General features: G+C 48.7%; 11 protein-coding genes. 4 read left to right on the forward strand and 7 right to left on the reverse strand.

The genetic code is table 11. The features are described 5' to 3' along the window. The first annotated feature begins 10 nt into the window (after positions 1-10). Complete coding sequence (locus C8N40_RS16945; RefSeq protein ID WP_170114136.1) at positions 11-757, forward strand: WecB/TagA/CpsF family glycosyltransferase; 747 nt, start codon at positions 11-13, stop codon at positions 755-757. A 65-nt stretch (positions 758-822) separates the two neighbouring features. Next, a complete protein-coding gene (wecB, locus tag C8N40_RS16950; protein ID WP_108212999.1) occupies positions 823-1,917 on the forward strand; it encodes a non-hydrolyzing UDP-N-acetylglucosamine 2-epimerase in 1,095 nt (364 codons plus the stop codon). Between the two features lie 259 nt (positions 1,918-2,176). Here the strand turns inward: wecB and C8N40_RS16955 are convergent, their stop codons facing one another. From C8N40_RS16955 to C8N40_RS16985, 7 genes are all read right to left on the reverse strand, one after another. Then, a complete protein-coding gene (locus C8N40_RS16955) occupies positions 2,177-3,562 on the reverse strand; it encodes an exopolysaccharide biosynthesis polyprenyl glycosylphosphotransferase (RefSeq protein WP_108213000.1) in 1,386 nt (461 codons plus the stop codon). Positions 3,563-4,250: 688 nt separating this feature from the next. Continuing rightward, positions 4,251-5,927 (reverse strand): GNAT family N-acetyltransferase, encoded by a 1,677-nt coding sequence (locus C8N40_RS16960; RefSeq protein ID WP_108213001.1) that lies wholly within the window; start codon positions 5,925-5,927, stop codon positions 4,251-4,253. Between the two features lie 71 nt (positions 5,928-5,998). Next, positions 5,999-7,699 carry a GNAT family N-acetyltransferase gene (locus tag C8N40_RS16965; protein ID WP_108213002.1) on the reverse strand — a complete coding sequence of 567 codons (1,701 nt, stop codon included), beginning with the start codon at positions 7,697-7,699 and terminating at the stop codon, positions 5,999-6,001. A gap of 58 nt (positions 7,700-7,757) precedes the next feature. Beyond that, positions 7,758-8,804, reverse strand: coding sequence for a DegT/DnrJ/EryC1/StrS family aminotransferase (locus C8N40_RS16970; protein WP_211318132.1), 1,047 nt, complete (start codon positions 8,802-8,804; stop codon positions 7,758-7,760). 217 nt (positions 8,805-9,021) lie between these two features. Then, positions 9,022-9,999, reverse strand: a complete 978-nt coding sequence (locus C8N40_RS16975; protein WP_108213004.1) for a polysaccharide deacetylase family protein — start codon at positions 9,997-9,999, stop codon at positions 9,022-9,024. A 257-nt stretch (positions 10,000-10,256) separates the two neighbouring features. Next, positions 10,257-10,955 (reverse strand): polysaccharide lyase family 20 protein, encoded by a 699-nt coding sequence (locus C8N40_RS16980; protein WP_170114137.1) that lies wholly within the window; start codon positions 10,953-10,955, stop codon positions 10,257-10,259. Between the two features lie 257 nt (positions 10,956-11,212). Then, on the reverse strand, positions 11,213-12,877 hold the full coding sequence (locus tag C8N40_RS16985) for a polysaccharide lyase family 20 protein (RefSeq protein WP_108213006.1): 1,665 nt from the start codon (positions 12,875-12,877) through the stop codon (positions 11,213-11,215). A gap of 1,015 nt (positions 12,878-13,892) precedes the next feature. Here C8N40_RS16985 and C8N40_RS16990 point away from each other — a divergent pair. Beyond that, the gene (locus C8N40_RS16990) at positions 13,893-16,841 is read left to right on the forward strand and encodes an InlB B-repeat-containing protein (RefSeq protein WP_108213007.1); all 2,949 of its coding nucleotides are present in this window, start codon (positions 13,893-13,895) and stop codon (positions 16,839-16,841) included. A gap of 80 nt (positions 16,842-16,921) precedes the next feature. Beyond that, entirely contained in the window at positions 16,922-17,944 is a 1,023-nt protein-coding gene (locus C8N40_RS16995) for a glycosyltransferase (RefSeq protein ID WP_108213008.1), read from the forward strand. The last annotated feature ends 246 nt before the right edge of the window (positions 17,945-18,190 follow it).

Below are 18,190 nucleotides of genomic sequence, written 5' to 3' on the forward strand. Positions count from 1 at the left end.
GAATTACTATATGAAAAAGCTGTTCGGGTACAACCTCTACCTTCAGGATAGGGCGACCTTAATACAAGAACTAAAGTACAACATAGCGCTTGGGCAGACAAGTACGGTTATCTCCTTGAACACCTTAAAGCTGTACCAGGGCTCCAGGAGCAAATATTTGGCGTCTTTATTTCAGTCGGGCACCCACATTATTCCAGATGGCCAGTCCATTGCCCTGGCCGAGTACCTGGTGCACGGCAACAGGATCTCGGCCATTTCCGGCGCTGAGCTGATGGTTGAGCTAATTAAGGAATCGGCCCGCTGCGGCTATAAGATCTTCTTCCTCGGCTCTCCGCGGGAGCTGCTAGACCGGGTGAACGCTAAAATTGAGCAGGACTATCCGCAACTGAAAGATAAGGTGGCATTTCAGGATGGCTATTATGACGTGGCGCAGGAGGGAGAGGTGGTAAGCAGGATTGCTGACTTTGAACCCGACTTCCTCTTCGTGGCCTTCGGATCCCCCAGAAAAGAGGAGTTTATCATCAAGTACCATAGCAGGCTCAACGCTAAGGTGATTATGGGTGTGGGAGGAAGCTATGAGTATTTTGTGGGTGATGTGAAACTGGATCCGCTCACCAAAAAATTAGGCCTCAGGTGGTTGGTCAGAACACTGCAGGACCCCACCAGGCTTGCCAAAAGGTACGCGGTGTGTAACTCCTACTTCCTGTATGCCCTGATGCGGGAAATGTTCTATAGCCGGGGAAAAAGAGCCCTCTAAGGCAAGCACTGTCTATACTTTCTTTCAGAAATATATCAGCACTCTTCACACTTTTCCTTATAACCATGAAAATTACGATAGTAGCCGGCGCAAGGCCTAATTTCATGAAAATCGCCCCGATCATAAAGGCCATAGAGCAGGTACAGCAAACCGGAACAAACCTTACCTACCGATTGGTGCATACAGGCCAGCACTACGACAAGCAGATGTCGGAGAGCTTTTTTGAAGAGCTGAACATACCTGCTCCCGAGGTGAACCTGGAGGCCGGCGGCGGCACACAGGCCGAGCAAACCGCCGCGATTATGGTACGCTTCGAGAAGGAGATCCAGCAAAATAAGCCGGACGTGGTGATAGTGGTGGGAGATGTTACCTCCACCATGGCCTGCTCCATCACAGCCAAAAAACTTGGGGTAGATGTAGCGCACGTGGAGGGAGGCATACGGTCAGGCGACATGACCATGCCCGAGGAAATCAACCGTATTGTAACAGACAGTATCAGTGACCATTTCTTTACGACATCGCAAACTGCCAACGAGAACCTGCTTAAAAGCGGTGTCGGGCCGGACAGGATACACTTTGTGGGCAACACGATGATAGACACCCTGCTCTCCAATATCGGGAGACTGAAAGATCCGGAGATTTTGGTTAAGGGGGCCAGGCTGGAGGCCCAGTCATACTTTACCCTGACCCTGCACCGGCCCGCCAACGTGGATGAGCAAAGCAAGCTTCGTTCGATGATGAACGCCATTATAGAGGGCACCGATACATACCCGATAATTTTCCCGGTACACCCGCGCACAGCCCGGTACCTGGAGGAATTAAGCATTACAGATGAGCGCCTGCACTTCGTGGAGCCCTTATCTTACCTGCAATTCAACTACCTGGTAAAGCACTCCAAAGGCGTTATCACCGATTCGGGTGGCATAACCGAGGAAACCACGGTGATGGGCGTGCCCTGCCTCACGCTCCGAGACAACACAGAACGGCCTGAGACAGTCACCATCGGCACAAATGAGCTAATCGGAACAAACCCCTCCTGCCTGAAACCTTACCTGGAGAAGCTTCTGAAAGGCGAATGGAAGAAGGGCGGTGTCCCCCCGCTTTGGGATGGCAAGGCATCAGAGAGAATTGTTCAGAAGCTGGTAGAACTGTATGCCTGAACTAAAAATGGGTACTTAGAACAAGTATAAAAGGCCAGAACTACCGACTTAAAACCTCAGGCCTTTTACGTTGATATAGAACAAAAAAGCTCAAGATGTGGTCTTGAGCTTTTTTATTTATGGTGGCTTCTGAAGCACAAAAGCTTCTAACCCGTGCAGGTGGTTTATACTTAAGGCAGAGCGCTAAATTTTATACTTCTTAAAAGTATAAAATTTAGCGCTCCATTAAACTCCGAGGTAAATACTCTTGTGGGTTCAGCTAAAAAGCACTGTGATGCGTCTTGGTGCCGAATATGGTCATGAACACTATCTTTAAATCAAGAGCAAAGGACCAGTTCTCCATATACCAGATATCATGCAGCGTACGCTGGCTTTTCTGCTCTTTTGTATCGGTTGGTCCTCGCCATCCGTTAACCTGCGCCCACCCTGTTATACCGGGTTTATAGTAGTGCCGGATCATGTACTTATCCTCCGTTTCCTGTAGCTGCCGGTTCAGGAAGCTGCGGTGCGGTCTCGGACCAACCACGCTCATTTCCCCTAGCAGCACGTTCAGGAACTGTGGCAGTTCATCCAGGCTATACTTTCTCATGATCTGGCCAAGCCTGGTTATGCGGGGGTCGTTTTTCTGTGTGGACATCACGCCTGCAAACACATCATCGCACACGGTCATTGTCCTGAACTTAAAGACCCTGAACGGTTTCCCTCCTTTGCCAATCCTGGCCGGGCAGTAAAAAATAGGCCCTGGAGAATCCAGCTTTATCAGAATCGCGAGTAACAGAAACAACGGCAGCAGTCCCAGCAGGGCAAACGTGGAGAAGACGATATCAAACATGCTTTTAGCAAAGGAGGCATACGTATTATCCAAGGGCAGCTGCCGCACGTGCACGGCCTCCAGGTGCCCATAGCGTTTGGTGCGGTAATGGTTGCCGAATAAATTCTGGTAATCCGGTACATACTTGACGCGTACCCCGTAATGGTCTGCCACCGACAGTATCTGGCGCACCTTTTTGGAGGGCTTAACAGGAATCGCTATCACAATTTCATCTACGGTGTTGTTCTGCAGGTAAGCATGTATACCCTCCACGCCTCCGAGCACCTTGTCCTGGCTTACCAGGCACTCCTCTTCCTCCTTCAGTTTGATAAATCCCTTCACACTGTGGCCGCACACCTCTTCTTCCACGTGCTTTGCCAAGCTCCCGACGCCAGCAATTAAAGTATGGCTACCCGATGTAGTGCTTGATTTAATCTGATTGATTATCCCCCCCACGATAAAGTTTAACGGGATACCCAAAATCGGAAAGCCGAGGGCAAAGGCCGCAAAAACTTTCTTGTCGGAAAAAATCCTGGTCAGAAACTCGGGGTGCAGGTAATAAAGCATGCTTGTAAGGCACAGCAATACCAGGTATGACTTGATAAAGTTAGTGAGCCTGGGGATGTGGCGGGATTCTGACAGCCCGATAGATGACTTAGTTCTTGTATAGCCTATCAGCACCCACAGCAGGAACACATTAATGATAATGAGCCAGTGTGTTTCTACGAAAGTTACTAATTCTGCTACACTAAAAAGTATCAGAATGGTAAGTACAAAAGTTAGTATGTCTTTTTCCCAGGAAGCTGCCGAAGAGTTGTGTCTAGCTCTTATCATAGTATTGCACTTAATTACAAACCTTTAAATTTTTCCTATACTCGTCGCACGCTTTTAAAGGACGTTGAAACCAGCGCTATAATCAGTTATCTGGGCTTATAGAGGAGGGTGAAGCATAATACGTCCTGCCCTTCTAATCTGATTAATCATAAGTTCAGTGGAGTAATATAAGGTAGGATCGGCTTTACTTTAGAACAAGCGGCTACCATCAGCTTCTAGCCATTTAGGTACTAATTGAGCTGAATAATCCCAACACAAATATATGTCCTGTATATCCGACTTTGTATAAATAAAATATTACATATTCCTAAATCAAATTAAAATAAAACAATTAATCTTACTCACACTCCTTGTACGTTGCAATAATAGAGAAGGATAATATTAGATATTTATAAATTTCACTAAAAATACTTTAAAGAAACAGGTCAATCCATTTCCTGATTTATCCCAATTTTATTCAATTTTGGTTAACCAATAGTTTTTCAGGGTAGATAGACAGTTCGTGGTAGCCAAAGTGCAAACAATACTTTATTATGAAATAACAAGCTGGTGACCGCTCTCCAGAAATTGAATAAAATATTTATAAAATTATTTCTTGTCGTAACCTGGAGTCTCATCAAACACTAATACAGCCCATGTTATAATGATGAATAAAAGTTTCTCCACTAATATAGGAAGCTAAAAAATGTTACAACTTACAATGAGATTTTACTGAAGTTAATTGAACAGAAAGTATAGCAGAATCCTTTCCACTGACTAAGGCATAGACAGGCTTCGGATTATCCTGCTGTAATTGCCCGGCAACGGCGCGTAAAAAGGCAGGAAGCTTTTCTTTTGCCGAAGTATGGTAGTAGGTGAGTTCAAGGATAGAACCATCAGCAACTTGTTCCTGGTATGATACTTCCAAGGTTGCCTGAGGTATACCAACCCACCCGCAAGCGCGCAGCATGCCCTTCTCGCTCCAGGTATAGCAGCGCTCCCCTGCCTCCAGGCGCCTCATGGAAGACTCCAGAAACTCCCATCGTGTTTGCCCGGCATCGGGCACATAGTCCAGTAGGTCTTTCAGGCTACAGTATTGTATCGCTATACTTGCGTCTTGCGGCATGCCGGGTTCTGAGACAAGTATGAGCTGGGCCTGGCTGGTTCCTTTATCTACGACGGGGTTCAGTTTTCCTATGCCAGCCCTGCCTTGTAGTTGCATAAACTTCTTCTTGAGTTTTCTGAGGGTTTCGTGCTTGACCCCCATCACCATTGCGCCCTGCATAAGCTGCCGCCTCATGGCCATGGTAAGCCCCCTGACAACTTTGGCGTAGCCTCCGACAATGTCAAGTTGGTGCGCTGTTCCGTAATCTGTGGCAAGTATGTTTTTATAGGGATCAGCTCCGGGCGTCAGATCAAAAACAGATATCCCTTCCTTTGCCAGCAGCTGGCCTAAAAGCAGGAAGTGGAGTATACCGGGGGAGTGTTTTGCAAAGGTGGGACAGTGGGTATTCAGGCCTTGTAAGTGCACCCATCCCTTTCCGGTAACCCCGGCATTGGAGGCTATCACCTTTTCATCAACAGTTAACAAGGTCGTATGCAGCAGGCCTCTCTCAAACAGGAGGGTCAGGAATTGCTTACGCAGGCTGTCTGTGCGGAAAAGTGTCCTGTTGAACATGGCACCCTTCCGAAAGTCGTACTGCAGCGTCAACTCGTCAATAACCTCCCTGAAACGCCCGGCAGTATTTACCCGCTCGAAATTAAGATGCCCAAGCCTTTTCAGACGGTTCATCTTTTCCCTTCTGTTCTTTTTCCGAAGCTCTGCATTTAGCTTTTCCTCGTCTATGACCATTAGCGGTTGCTTCACGGTTCGCACCAGGCAATGCCTTATCCAATAGGAATTTCGGTTAGTCCAGTTCAGGCTAGCTCCATCTGGCACGTACTTTAACCGGATATTACTGCCAGGGAACTGCTCCGTTAACTCCTGCATGGCACTGCGCACGAAGTCCTCCTCCACTTCAGGCCGCGCGATCCATACCTGATACTCTGCCTGTTCAGCGCCTGCACCCACAATCAGTCGTTGCCCATCCACTGCCAAGGCAAGAACCCCATCAAGCCTTCCCTCCCGGTTATAGCTAACAATAAGTATGGGCTTGTAGGTGTCTTTGTATACTTCATACCAGGTAGTAACATAGGTATAGCTCTGAAAGGCCGTACCCCATGGGCAAGCCTCATATAAGGTTTCCCATTCCTGCCTGAAATCATCCTCCTGCAGCAGGTCGCATACCTCCTCCCCTACCAGCACTTCCAACTTAGCCCTTCCACCAGAGCTTATACGCTTTGTTTTAACACCCAAGGTTGTGAACCGGAACATAGACTTGTGCATTTAGTGCTGTTTGTGATGATGCTTTAGTTAGAGTTATATAATACGGTACTTACCCTATCAGTTTTGCCAGACTAGTTTGAAACATTATCAAGATATATCGTGCCATGGCCATTATCCACAAAATATACCGGGGTGCCTCTCTGCTGCCGGACAAGACGTGCAGCTTCAGTGAGAAAAGCAGGCAGCATTCTTTTTACCGCTTTGCAATAGTACGTAAGCTCCAGCACTGCCGACCCTTTGGGAAGAGCCGGCTTTAAGGGCACTGTTTCTGAACTGCCAAGCCAGGCGCATGCCTGCAGTTGCCCGTCCTCGCACCAGGTATAGCAGCACTTTCCTGTCTCTAAACTCCGCATGGCCGCCTCCAGGAACTCCCATCGCGTCAGATCATGCTTCGTTGGCCTGTAGGCCAGCAAGTGCTTTAAATCGTTTTCCTGAACATGTATACTTCCGTCAGCATAACGCAGTTCCGCGGGTATCCCAACCGATGGTTTCTCATCCGGGCTATGCGATGCTCGCAAACGGAACAGCGTGGAGAAAGCAGTGTGCGGATTTATAACCGATTTCAGGCGTGCCTTAAACAGATAGGCTTTTTTCCTGATAGCCAGCTCAACGCTCATGGGCCTTTTACCGGCCTGCACCAACCTGTTGTATAAATGCTTTCTAATCCGCCTTTTGGCGCCGCTAACGGTACTCCCCGGTATTACCATTTCATATACCTGATCATGGTCTGTGGCTAAGCGCTCTTTGTAGGCATCTCCTCCGGGCGTAAGGTCAAATACCTCAACGCCGCTCTCGGCCAGCAGCTTGCCCAACATAATGAAATGCACAAAGCCCGGCGAGTAGTAGTTTGCCTGGTAAGGCGCATGCGTGTTTATCCCACCCAGGTGCACCCATCCTTTGCCGGCCACAGCAACAATCGCCGCCATCACCTCCTCATTTACTTTAAGCACGGATACGTGCAGGAGCTTCTTCTCGAAAATGGCTAATAAAAACTCAGTCTTAAGCGGGTTATCTGAAAACTGGTTCTTATTGAACATCGCCCCCTGCCTGAAATCATACTGGATAACGAGTTCTGGCAGAATCTCTTCGAAGTAGCTCTTATCCGTAACGACTTCAAAGCTGAGGTTCCCGAGGCGCCTCAGGCGATTCACTTTATTCTTGAACTCGGGCTTCTTAAACAGCTTTGGGAACTCTGGAGAGCCCATCGCCATCAAAGGCCTTCGAACCGCCTGCAGCACGACCTTGTTCCGCCAATAAGGGTCTGCCTCTGCCCAGTTTAGAGGAAGCGCCGGCGGCAGGTATCTAAAATGGATGTCACAGCCCCGGAACTTGTGGATTATACTTGCAAGGGCCGCCTTTATGAAGTCTTCTCCGTATGCCGCACCTGAAAGCCAGCATTGATACTCTGCGTCATATTGGCCCGCACCTACAATTTTGCCAGGTTTGAGAAGGCTTTCGTGCTCATCCACACAGTATCTTGGCAAGGCCATAGCCAGCACCCCGACCAGGTGGCCTTCATGGGTGGCTGTTACAAGTATGGGCAGGTACTCTTCCCTGAATACCTTATACCAGGTCTCCACAAAAACACGACTCTGAAATACCGTGCACCACGTGCATGCCTCATACAGTAGATCCCACTCTGCCTTGAGTGCAGGATCCAGGAGTGCATTGAACACCTGCTTACCAACATGCAGCTCTGTTTTCAGGGGGGCTTTCCCTATTATACCCTTATAAGGTTCATTGTCTTCCTCATGTTTAATTAAAGTTTTCATAGTGTAGAACTTAAGCTAGCCTGCGTATCAGAGCAAAGTATAAAAGGATACAGCTGCTTTAAACTACGGCAGCAAACTGGGTCGGCAGGGATGCGCTGCATTCGCGCACAGCCCGCACAATTCTTAGCATGTCACGTTCGGTTAGCTCCTGATGGACTGGCAGTGCCAATACGCGTTCACGTAGAAATCGGCTGCGAGGAAAATCTTCTACAGGCAAAGAAGGATGCGGGTTGATCCAGAAGAGCAAGCCCAGAATACCCCGGCGCCGCAGCCTTGCCAGGAACTGCTGTGCATCCTGTACTTCCAGCGGAAAGGCAAAGGGGCAAGCTCCTTCCGGCAGGTACGCAAACTGCCTTGGCACCATCCCAGCCAGGTGTTCAAGCAAGAACTCATAGTTGTTTCTGCGCTTCCGGGCTGTTTCCTGGCAAAGAAGTTTAGGCAACAACTTGCTGCTCATAACCGATGGCGGCGTATCCGGGTTGCCCATGTCGAACTCTGCATGCGGCCTGTCGTTCGTTCGTTTCCACCAGGCGATGGCTGGCTTTACAAGGGCATGAAAAAAACCGACCTCCCCTCTCCTGGTAGCAATCCAGTTCAAATGTCTTTTTACCATGCGCCAGTACCCGGACTCGGCACGTAACTGCGGCGGCTGTGGTGGCTTAATGGACACCACCGCTCCCCCATCTGGTATGCCGTAAGTCTTGTACAGACAAAATACAGCCATGTGCCCAAAAGCACCTACCGGCGTATCATCCTTTGTGGTCAGAAAGGCCTGTGCCGCGTCTTCAATTAGTAGCAGATTTCTATCATCACACCATTTGCGCCAAAAAGCCCCGTCCTGCGGAAAGCCGAGGTAATGGATCAGGTACAAAGCCTTTACGTTTTCATCCAGGAGCGGCAGCAAGGTTACCTCATCAGGTTCTAAGGCATCATTAATCTCGTAGTACTTCACAGTTAACCCCGCCTGTACAAGCGCTTCTACTTCGGAACCATGGTGATAGGCCGGCACCAGCACGGTATCTCCGGAACCCAGATCCAGCGCCTTGCACGCGCTCCAGATGGCCTGTCGCGCGCGGGAGAAAATCCTGCAGTTCTCCTGGTTCAATGGAAAAGGGAGCCAGGCGTTATCTTCTTTGAGATGTATACTTGGGGGGAGTGTGGGCCATATGGCAAATCTGGGCGCAATAACAGAGGAGAACTTCTTCATACCTTACCTCAAAACCAACTAACAATCTATTAATTAAGGGCGAACCCATCATCAACTACTACTAGCTACCAGCAGCAGTCAATCCCCAGGAGCCTATCAGGCACCGCTAGCAGTATTACTGAAAGGCTACATTTTTAGTAGCCACAGACGTTGTGCCGATACCTGTGGGTATTCTTCTTTTCCTGCGGAAAGGAACCCTCGCACGCCGCATTACGGCCTGCCATACCCCCGTCATCCTGCATATATTCTCCGCAAACGAGGCACCCTCTAAAAAACCAAGCCGGGGAAGTAAGAACCTGTGCTGTGTATCCAACACCCTTATGGGCTTAGGCTCACAGGTAAAGGCCATACTATAGTCCAGCCCCTCCAAAACCTGCACTTCGCGCTCGCTGTAATTTCCGTTCGGGTAAGTGAAGTAGGAGATAAGTTTCCCCGTCCAGCTCTCCAAAGTCCTTTTAGAATGCCGTAGCTCAAAGTATACTTGATCGTCCTCGCAGTTCGTAAGGATAGGGTGTGAGTGCGTGTGTCCACCTATTGTTATATACTCCGACCTGGACAGTCTCTGGACCTGCTCAATGGTCATTGCCTCTCTGGGGAGGTGAATCGTTTTTTTATACTCCTCTATTTTAAGCAAGCGCTCCTCATTGGGAAGATCTTTCAGTACCTGTACGGCAGGTGGGGAGAGCCCTGCCTTTCTTGCCGCAGCCAGGTAAGACCACCAGTAGGCTCCATCCTGCACAGGTTGCGTAGAGACAAAGATGCCTACCGGCACCTTATATGCTTCCGCCGTTTCTACTATATTTTTCTCGTTTGCTTGCCAGCCATCATCTACTGTAATGATAGCCCCTCCTTTTGGAAAGGGCGATTGTTTCAGAACCATACGCTCTAGGTCAGCTAAACTCAGCAAGTTGAGCCCCTGCTTTTGCAGCCACCGGACGCTTGTTTCAAACTCTTTCCTGGTGGGGTTGTGGAAGTATACAGACAGCATCTGCTCCCCCTTTAAAGTCCGGTTCAATGCTCTTCTCACATAGCCCAACCGGATCAGGATACATGCCAACAGCCACCCCGATATGTTCCTTAACGTCAACTTCATTGGTAAAGCATTAGATATAGTAGTTCCTGCCTCTAAAACTGATTGGATGCCAGCTCGAGATGTAAATTGCGTCGTTACAAATTATAAGGAGGTTATACTTGAGTCTTTAGTCAAATATTATCTTTTATTTATACCATATACTACTGCTGACTTTGAAAGGTTCTGCATATCATGGCAAAATGTTAATCAATTCTAATATTAATTTATGCTTAATAAAACGTAACAGAAAAGCTACCTACTCCAACAGAAAGGGGAAGTTAGTTTAGGTCCCAAGAGTGTCGGCTTTTGGTGGCCAGTCGCACGTTATCGATGAAGTAAACCCTCTCTTCCGTATCTGTCGTGCGGCCTTCGTTCCAGTCGTCTTTGTATATGCCGACCTTCCAGCGCGGATACCCGAACTTCGCATACATGGTTGGCCCCTCGTACCGGAGTACTTCATGCTCATTCAGCCAGACTTCTACCAGGCCATTTTCTCCGGAAGAATGAATAACATGTATGGTAATGGTGTGCCACCTGTCCTTTTCAAGTTCTCCCAGCACATAGCGCTGGTGCTTCCGCCCGTCGCCACCTATCAGCATCTTAAACTGATCGTTCTCCGTTACCAGAAGCAGGGCCGGGCTCCCCGAGCCTTTTCCCTGGTGCCACTGGCTTATGTGATCATAGCTTGAGTCTCTTTTATACTTGCCGGAGGGAAAGTAAGCAGTAAAGGAATACCAGCCTTCCCGCACCTTTGTCTCCTCCGGAAAAAGGAACTCAGCCCTGGTCCCCCCGCTAGCTTCGGGATCCGTGTTCCTTAACTCAAAACGCCCGGACTTATTTCCCTCAAAAACAGGGGAATTTACCACCTTAAATCCATAGGCGGTGGCAGCCTGTAGCTTGGCTCCCTGGAAGTATGACTCCCCCTCAAACGTTTCCTCCACAAGAAGCTCTGGCGTGCCATAATCCGCTAGTGCCATGAAAAGACCTAGTGCACCATATATACTAAAGGAGTAAAGGATGAGCTGCAGCTTAGCGACCATAGGATTGATTGGCAGGTGTCAAGTTTATATATTATTAATACTACGCGCTATTTATCATTCTGTTAGACTATCAAGCAGGTATAGATAGAAACAAGAAAAGGGCACAGGAAATACCTGTGCCCTTTTGCTTTATCATGTATACTTAGAAGCAGTAGATAAACTGCATTAAGCTAACATGCCTGTCTTTATACTCCCTACTTCTGGATAGTGAATTTGATAGTTACTGGTGTTCCGGCCTGGCCATTTGTATAAGGAGTGGCCTTCAGGGTATAAGTGCCGGCTGCCGGTGGGTTCCAGTTGCCGTAGTAGAAATTGCCATTGCCGTCGTCGCCGTGCAGGGCAAACGGAGCACCCTTGTCAGTGTAGGTCTTGCTCTGGGCGCCGCTCAGCTCAAACTTCACGTTCTCTACAGAAGAAGAGGTGTTGGCCTGGATGTTCAGCTTGGTGTAGGCCAGTGAGCTAAGCTTAATCACAGATCCGTCAGCGATTGTCTGTACACCCTTCTCAGTATGAGAGTCGATCAGGGTGAAGCCAGTAATATCGGAGCTCGTTGATGGAAGAGCCGTCTCGTTGCTTCCGGAAGTAGAACCGCCGTTTTCAGGGAGTACGTGCTCACCAGAGTTTACAATTGTAAAGGTAACAGACACCGGAGTTCCGGCCTGGCCGTTCTTATAAGGAGTGGCCTTCAGGGTATAAGTGCCGGCTGCAGGTGGGTTCCAGTTGCCGTAGTAGAAGTTGCCTTTTCCGTCGTCGCCGTGCAGGGCAAACGGAGCCGCAGAATCAGTAAAGGTCTTGCTCTGGGCGCCGCTCAGCTCAAACTTCACGCTCTCCACAGAAGAAGAAGTGTTGGCCTGAACATTCAGCTTGGTATACTCCAGTTGGCTAAGGCTGATTTGTGCACCGTTTGTGATAGGCAGCACACCTTTCTCATAGTGAGAGTCGATCAGGGTGAAACCTGAAATGTCGGCACTGGAAGATGGAGCAGAAGTACCAGCGTCAGGAGAAGTTGGCTCTGAAGGGCTTGGAGCTGGCTCAGTAACGGAACCTGATCCTGAACCAGAGCCAGAAGACATTTCGCTAAGAGAGGCCTTGCTGTTGCCCAGCTTTACGTTGTCGATGTACCACACTCTCTTCTTCGTGTTCGTAGTCTCGCTTCCGTTCCAGTCCCACTTATAGATACCCACTTTCCAGCGAGGAAGCTCATATCCTGACTTAATCGTAGCACCTGATCTGGACGCCACCTTCTTGTCGTTCAACCATACTTCAATCAGACCGTCAGATCCTCCTGAGTGTACCATGTGGATCACAAACTTGTGCCACACGTTCTTCGTCATTTTACCAAGTGGCAGGCGGGCCTCGCCCACGTGCATGATAAATTCGCCGTTCTCAACTACCAGTACCGTATGTGGTGAACCTGATCCACCACCCTGGTGCCACTGCGTGATGATGTCTCTGCTCTTTTCGTCAGCGTAATCAGAAGATGGGAAATAACCGGCAAACGAGTACCAACCCTCTTTGGCTCTGGTATCTTCAGGGAAAAGGAATTCGGTTCTTGTTCCGCCGCTAGCCTCAGCATCGGTGTCTCTCAGCTCGAAACGACCAGCTTTGGAACCTTCAAAGGCCGGGTTAGAAACCACGCTAAAGCCATAGTTTGTGCTGGCCTGGTGCTTAATACCACTAAAGCCGTTTCCGCTTTCGAAAGTCTCGTTGAAAATCAGGTTTGCAGAGGTTGCTAAATCAGTGGCTTCTGTGCCAAGTTCAGCGGTTGGTGTCATGTCCTCCAGTTCTTCTTTCTCGCATGACATTGTGATTGTGCCCACAAGTAGGGGCATAAGGATGTACTTGAATCTTGAATTCATATTTTTTGGCTAAAAGTATGTTGGCTAAAAGGTGAAATTTTGTCTGATGCTATAGAAACGCTATTGTATTTATCCTAATTTCTATTAGCCTCTATAGCGACGTGTTTTTAAAGTTTGGTTACAGATTTAATATTAAATAAAACTAATATTTAAAAATCTAAAGGTCTTTTCATAGGCAATTCAACTCACTAAAATTCAACATCATACCCATTATCAAGTTAAACAGCAGGAGCACATGTTTTTGGACATTTTCCTTCACTTGACTTCGACAAAGATAAACGGGCTGGTTTCAGATTTAAAAACCGTTTACCAATTTTAGCCTAAAAAACATTTTAAATAACCACAACTTCTTTTTTACGTTATAATTTCTACACCCTGTGGAATCAAATAAGTTATATCAATGCTTAAATACTTTATAACATCTATTATTACGATTCCGGGCATGATATTCCATTATGTTGATTAATATAGCTTTATGTGATTTTTGATAAATGCAATACACCCGCTGTATCACCTGTTGCAGTAGACAATAAATCAGCTATTCTTGAATACAGCATTTTTCTCCTGGCCTGTGTCAGTAACAGAGACAAGGATAAGTACAAACACTCAATAAAACACTCTTTATCAGTCAATTACAGCACGAAAATAGTATCTAAGGTGTAGCAGGCTCCAGAAAGGAATCAACTGCAACAGGTAAGCTACGGTCGTATGCATGGCCTTGGCACCTATGAATGTGTTGTGCTGCTAAGGAAGGACCAAAGCTGTTGACGGAGTTGCTACCAGGAGAATGAAGGGCTGAACGGTAAGTATAAGAAGAGCTCTTAATCCGGCGCCGAAAGCTGTATAGCTATAGCACAAACCTGTGTTCTAATATTTCTAGGTTAATAAGCATATTATTTATAATTAGCTCGTATAAGCATCTGAAACAGGCAGCCTGGCTATACTTCATATATCGGCTGGCTGCCTGTTCTTAAGTTGTATCTGTGTCCACTTGTTAAATCAAAAGCAGCTCTCTATGAAGAACTTTACGCATCTCCTTCTTCTTTCTTTCCTTTTAGCAGTTTATGCACAAGCCGGCGCTCAGGACAACCAAAGCCCGGTTTTCACCTTTAACTCGAGCTGGAAGTACCTTGACAATGGCTCCAACCAGGGACAGACATGGCGGGCAGCTGCTTTTGATGACAGTAGCTGGAAAAGCGGAAACGGCAAGTTTGGATACGGAATAACCGACGCGGCCACGGTAGTGAGTTATGGCCCAAAATCATCTCCTAAATACATCACCACCTACTTCAGAAAGGGCTTTACCCTAGCAGACTTGTCAGCATATACCTCATTTACAGCCAGAGTGAAAAGAGACGACGGCGTGGTGGTTTACCTGAATGGCCAGGAAGTATACAGGGATAACATGCCGACCGGAGACATCACCTATCAAACACTGGCCTTGGCGGGCGCTGCTGATGACGGGAAAGAGGCAAAGGCTTTCGCTATACCAGCCTCCTACTTCCAGGCAGGCACTAACGTACTAGCCGTAGAGGTGCATCAGTCAAAAGCATCATCCTCAGACTTGGCCTTCGACCTGGAGTTAATAGGAAACACGCAAGCAGTGCAGCAATATACACTGGCTATAGCTGTGAGTGGAAGCGGAACAGTTACCAAGAGCCCCGACCTTGCCTCCTATAATAGCGGGAGCACCGTTACCTTAACAGCAGTGCCGACACAGGGATTTGTGTTCTCTGGCTGGAGCGGTGACGCAACCGGAACAGCAGTTCCGTTAACAGTTACCATGGATGCCAATAAGTCTATCAGGGCTAACTTTACCCCCTCTTCGGGCCTGCAGCAGGTAACTAGCTTCACGCTGATAAATTCCTCCAACGAGCAGGATATACAAGCCCTTACCGAAGGAACCGTACTAGGCCTGGCGTCCTTGCCCTCGAGCAAGCTAAATATCAGGGCAAACACCTCTCCTTCAACCGTTGGCAGCGTGAAGTTTGAGTTGAGCGGGGCACAGACACAAATTTATACCGATAATGGCGCCCCCTATGCCTTGCACGGCGACGACGGAAAAGGCAATTACTACTACGGCAGCTGGAACCCACCGGCCACAGGCACTTATACGTTGAAGGCAACCCCTTACACCGGAAGCAAAGGAACAGGTGAAGCAGGCTCCCCCCTAACCATTACATTCACCATCGCGGCAGAAGCAGAGACACAGCCAGACAATACGCCACCAACAGTATCAAGTATAAAGCGCCATATACCGGTAAACAGCACTACCAGTGCCACCTCGGTTACCTACCGCGTTCTCTTCTCAGAAAAAGTTAGCGGGGTGGATGCCTCAGACTTCACGGCAACCATTGTGTCGGGCACCTTAACGGCGAGCGTTTCCGGAGCTACTGCGGCCAGCTCGGACGGCACTGCATACGATGTGACAGTTGGCCCCATAGGGGGAACAGGCACGATCAGGCTGGACCTGAAGGACAACGGGACGGGCATTGCAGACGGAGCCGGAAACGCCATTGTAACTGGCTTTACCACCGCAGAAACATACCAGATACAACCCGAGCCGGACGCAGGCAAGGAGGGCTTTCTTTCCATTACCCCATTAAGCTCATTCCCCATACACACAAGCCTGGGCGATCAGCCTCAATCTAAAGTATGGAAGTATGACGGCAAGTGGTGGGCCGTGCTACCTACCACCGGCGAGGGCACACATATCTGGAGACTCGACGGAACAACCTGGACAAAAGCACTGACCATCTCGGAGAGCGCTTTCACAAGAGCGGACTGTAAAGTATCCGGAAACACGGTGCATATCGTCTTGTTCAGAGGCGCAGCACTGCCCTCTTTGCTGGTTTCCGTAGAGTATGCCCCAGCCGCTGGTAATTATACCATGTGGTCGCAGCGAAACACAGCCGTATCCATTCCCCTGGATGCAGGCGTTAAGACAGTGACCCTCGACATTGACGGAACAGGCAGGATGTGGCTTGCCTCCAACGGCGACAGGAATGCGAACGTGAGGTGGAGTGACGCTCCTTACAGCACTTGGAGTACGCCGATAGCAGTAACCAACGGCCTTACAGATGACGACATCTGCGCTGTGGTTTACCTACCTGCATTAAAGAAGACCGGGTTGCTCTGGTCTAACCAAAACACCAAGCGGTTTGGCTTCAGGACCCATGCTGATGGAGCTGCACCTACCGAATGGTCAGCTGATGAGGTTCCGGCCTCTCAGTCGGCTATAGAAAGCGGCGATGGCATGGCGGACGACCACCTAAACATGGCAGTAGCCTCTGATGGCACCCTTTACTGTGCGGTTAAAACAGGGTATAGAACCGGACTGCCGCTAATCTCCTTGTTAGTCAGACGGCCATCGGGTACCTGGGATGATCTCTACGAAGTATCAAAAGCCGGCAACCGCCCTATTGTGATTCTAAATGAAACAATAGGCAAAGTTAAGGTTATTTATGCTGCTCCAAGCGCCGGCGGTATACACTACAAGGAGTCCTCCACTTCCAGCATTAAATTTGGGTCCGAGCTCTCGCTTATAAAGGAAAGCAGCGACTATGCCACCAGCAGCAAAGAAAACTATACTTCTGAGATAGTGATATTTTCCTCCACCGGCAAGCAGGCATACTCTGTCCTGGCCACTGATGTAGCCTCGGTGGTCACTTCTTCACCGGAACAGGCAGTTACGGAGCAAAACGGCTACAGGCTGTCAGTTTACCCAAACCCAATGCAGGACAAGGCTAAGTTGAACTTTACAATGCCTGAAAGTGGCTCATACACCATAGCCATTTATGACGCGAATGGTTCTTTGGTGGAGGCAATTAAGCATGGACAGGGCATCCGCCACGAAGAGGTTACCATGGAAGTGGAGCTGACCAACCGTTCGAGCGGACTCTATTTTATTAAGCTTCTCACGCCTTCGGGCTCCAGTACAAAAAAGGTCATCCTGAAAAAGTAGGTGAACTTGATGTAACTGCAGACGGAGCATACTTTGTGCAAACATACTTACCCTGACTCTACTTTTATAGCCCTTAAAGTTTGGACACAGGTATCACCATTATAATTTGCACCTATAACGGGGCTCCGCGGCTTCCGGAGACGTTGCGGTACATCGCCTGTCAGCAGGTAAAACCGGGCGTGGCCTGGGAAGTTCTGGTGGTGGACAATGCCTCCTCCGACGGTTCAGCTGAGCTTGCAGCCACAACATGGCGCAAGCTCAGCTGCCCTGCCCCGCTTAAGGTGCTGCACCAGCCTCAGAAAGGCCTGACTTATGCCCGGGAGCTAGCCTTACAGGAGGCAGCCTACGAGTTTGTCTTGTTCTGTGATGATGACAACTGGTTGTCGCCGGGGTATGTGGACCTTGCCTTTGAGCTGATGAAGGACAACCCTGGCATTGGCGTCCTGGGTGGTTTCGGGGAGCTGGTGTTTGAGCAGGAGCCACCGGCTTGGATGCACTACCTCACCGGTCTGGCCAGTGGCCCCCAGGCCATAACCTCCGGTAAAACGCAGTATAATGCCGTTTACGGCGCTGGCTGTACCATGCGCAAAGCAGTGTTTGCGAAATTAAGGCAAGCTGGTTTCCATCCGCTCTTGTCTGATAGAAGAGGGAAAAAGCTCAGCGCAGGCGGCGACTATGAGTTATGCTATGCCGCAGCCCTGGCGGGGTATGAAATCTGGTACGACGAAAGGCTCCGGTTCAAGCACTTCGTTCCGCAGCAACGTATCTCGGCAGCCTATTACGACCGGCTCATGAAGGAAGGCGCCGAAAGCCTCGCGGTACTGATCCCCTACCGGCTAAGGGTTAACCAGAACTGCAAAGACGCGCTATACTTCAACGTCAACCTCCTGAAAGTATTCATCTTCTATTTTAAAGGCCTGGTAATGCTCTTGCTTACCAGAACGGCCTCGGCCTTCCGGAAAAAGGAGACCACATACCTAAGGCTGAAGCTCCTCTCCTTCGTTTATAAACTCTATGCCCTGAGAAACTATACTTCCATGAAGCAAAACTTCAGGAAAGTACTTGACCTTGAGAGAAGGTTAAACAGTAGCAGGCTTTTATAAGTATTTTTCACAGGTAACAATTGATGGCACCAGCGGCACAGCTACCATTTATTCATATCAGGATGCTCTGTCTGTGTTCAGATTTATACCTGGAAATGCGTCCCTATATAGCAAAAACAAGGTTATAGTCGCAACCTAGGCTCAAACACAAATATTCCTTTGTTTAGTAAAACTTTTTTTCATCTAAACCATATAATATCATTATAATTCCTAATTACACATTCCCATATTACTAATCGTGCAACG

The organism is Pontibacter mucosus (assembly GCF_003054055.1).
GTDB lineage: Bacteria > Bacteroidota > Bacteroidia > Cytophagales > Hymenobacteraceae > Pontibacter > Pontibacter mucosus.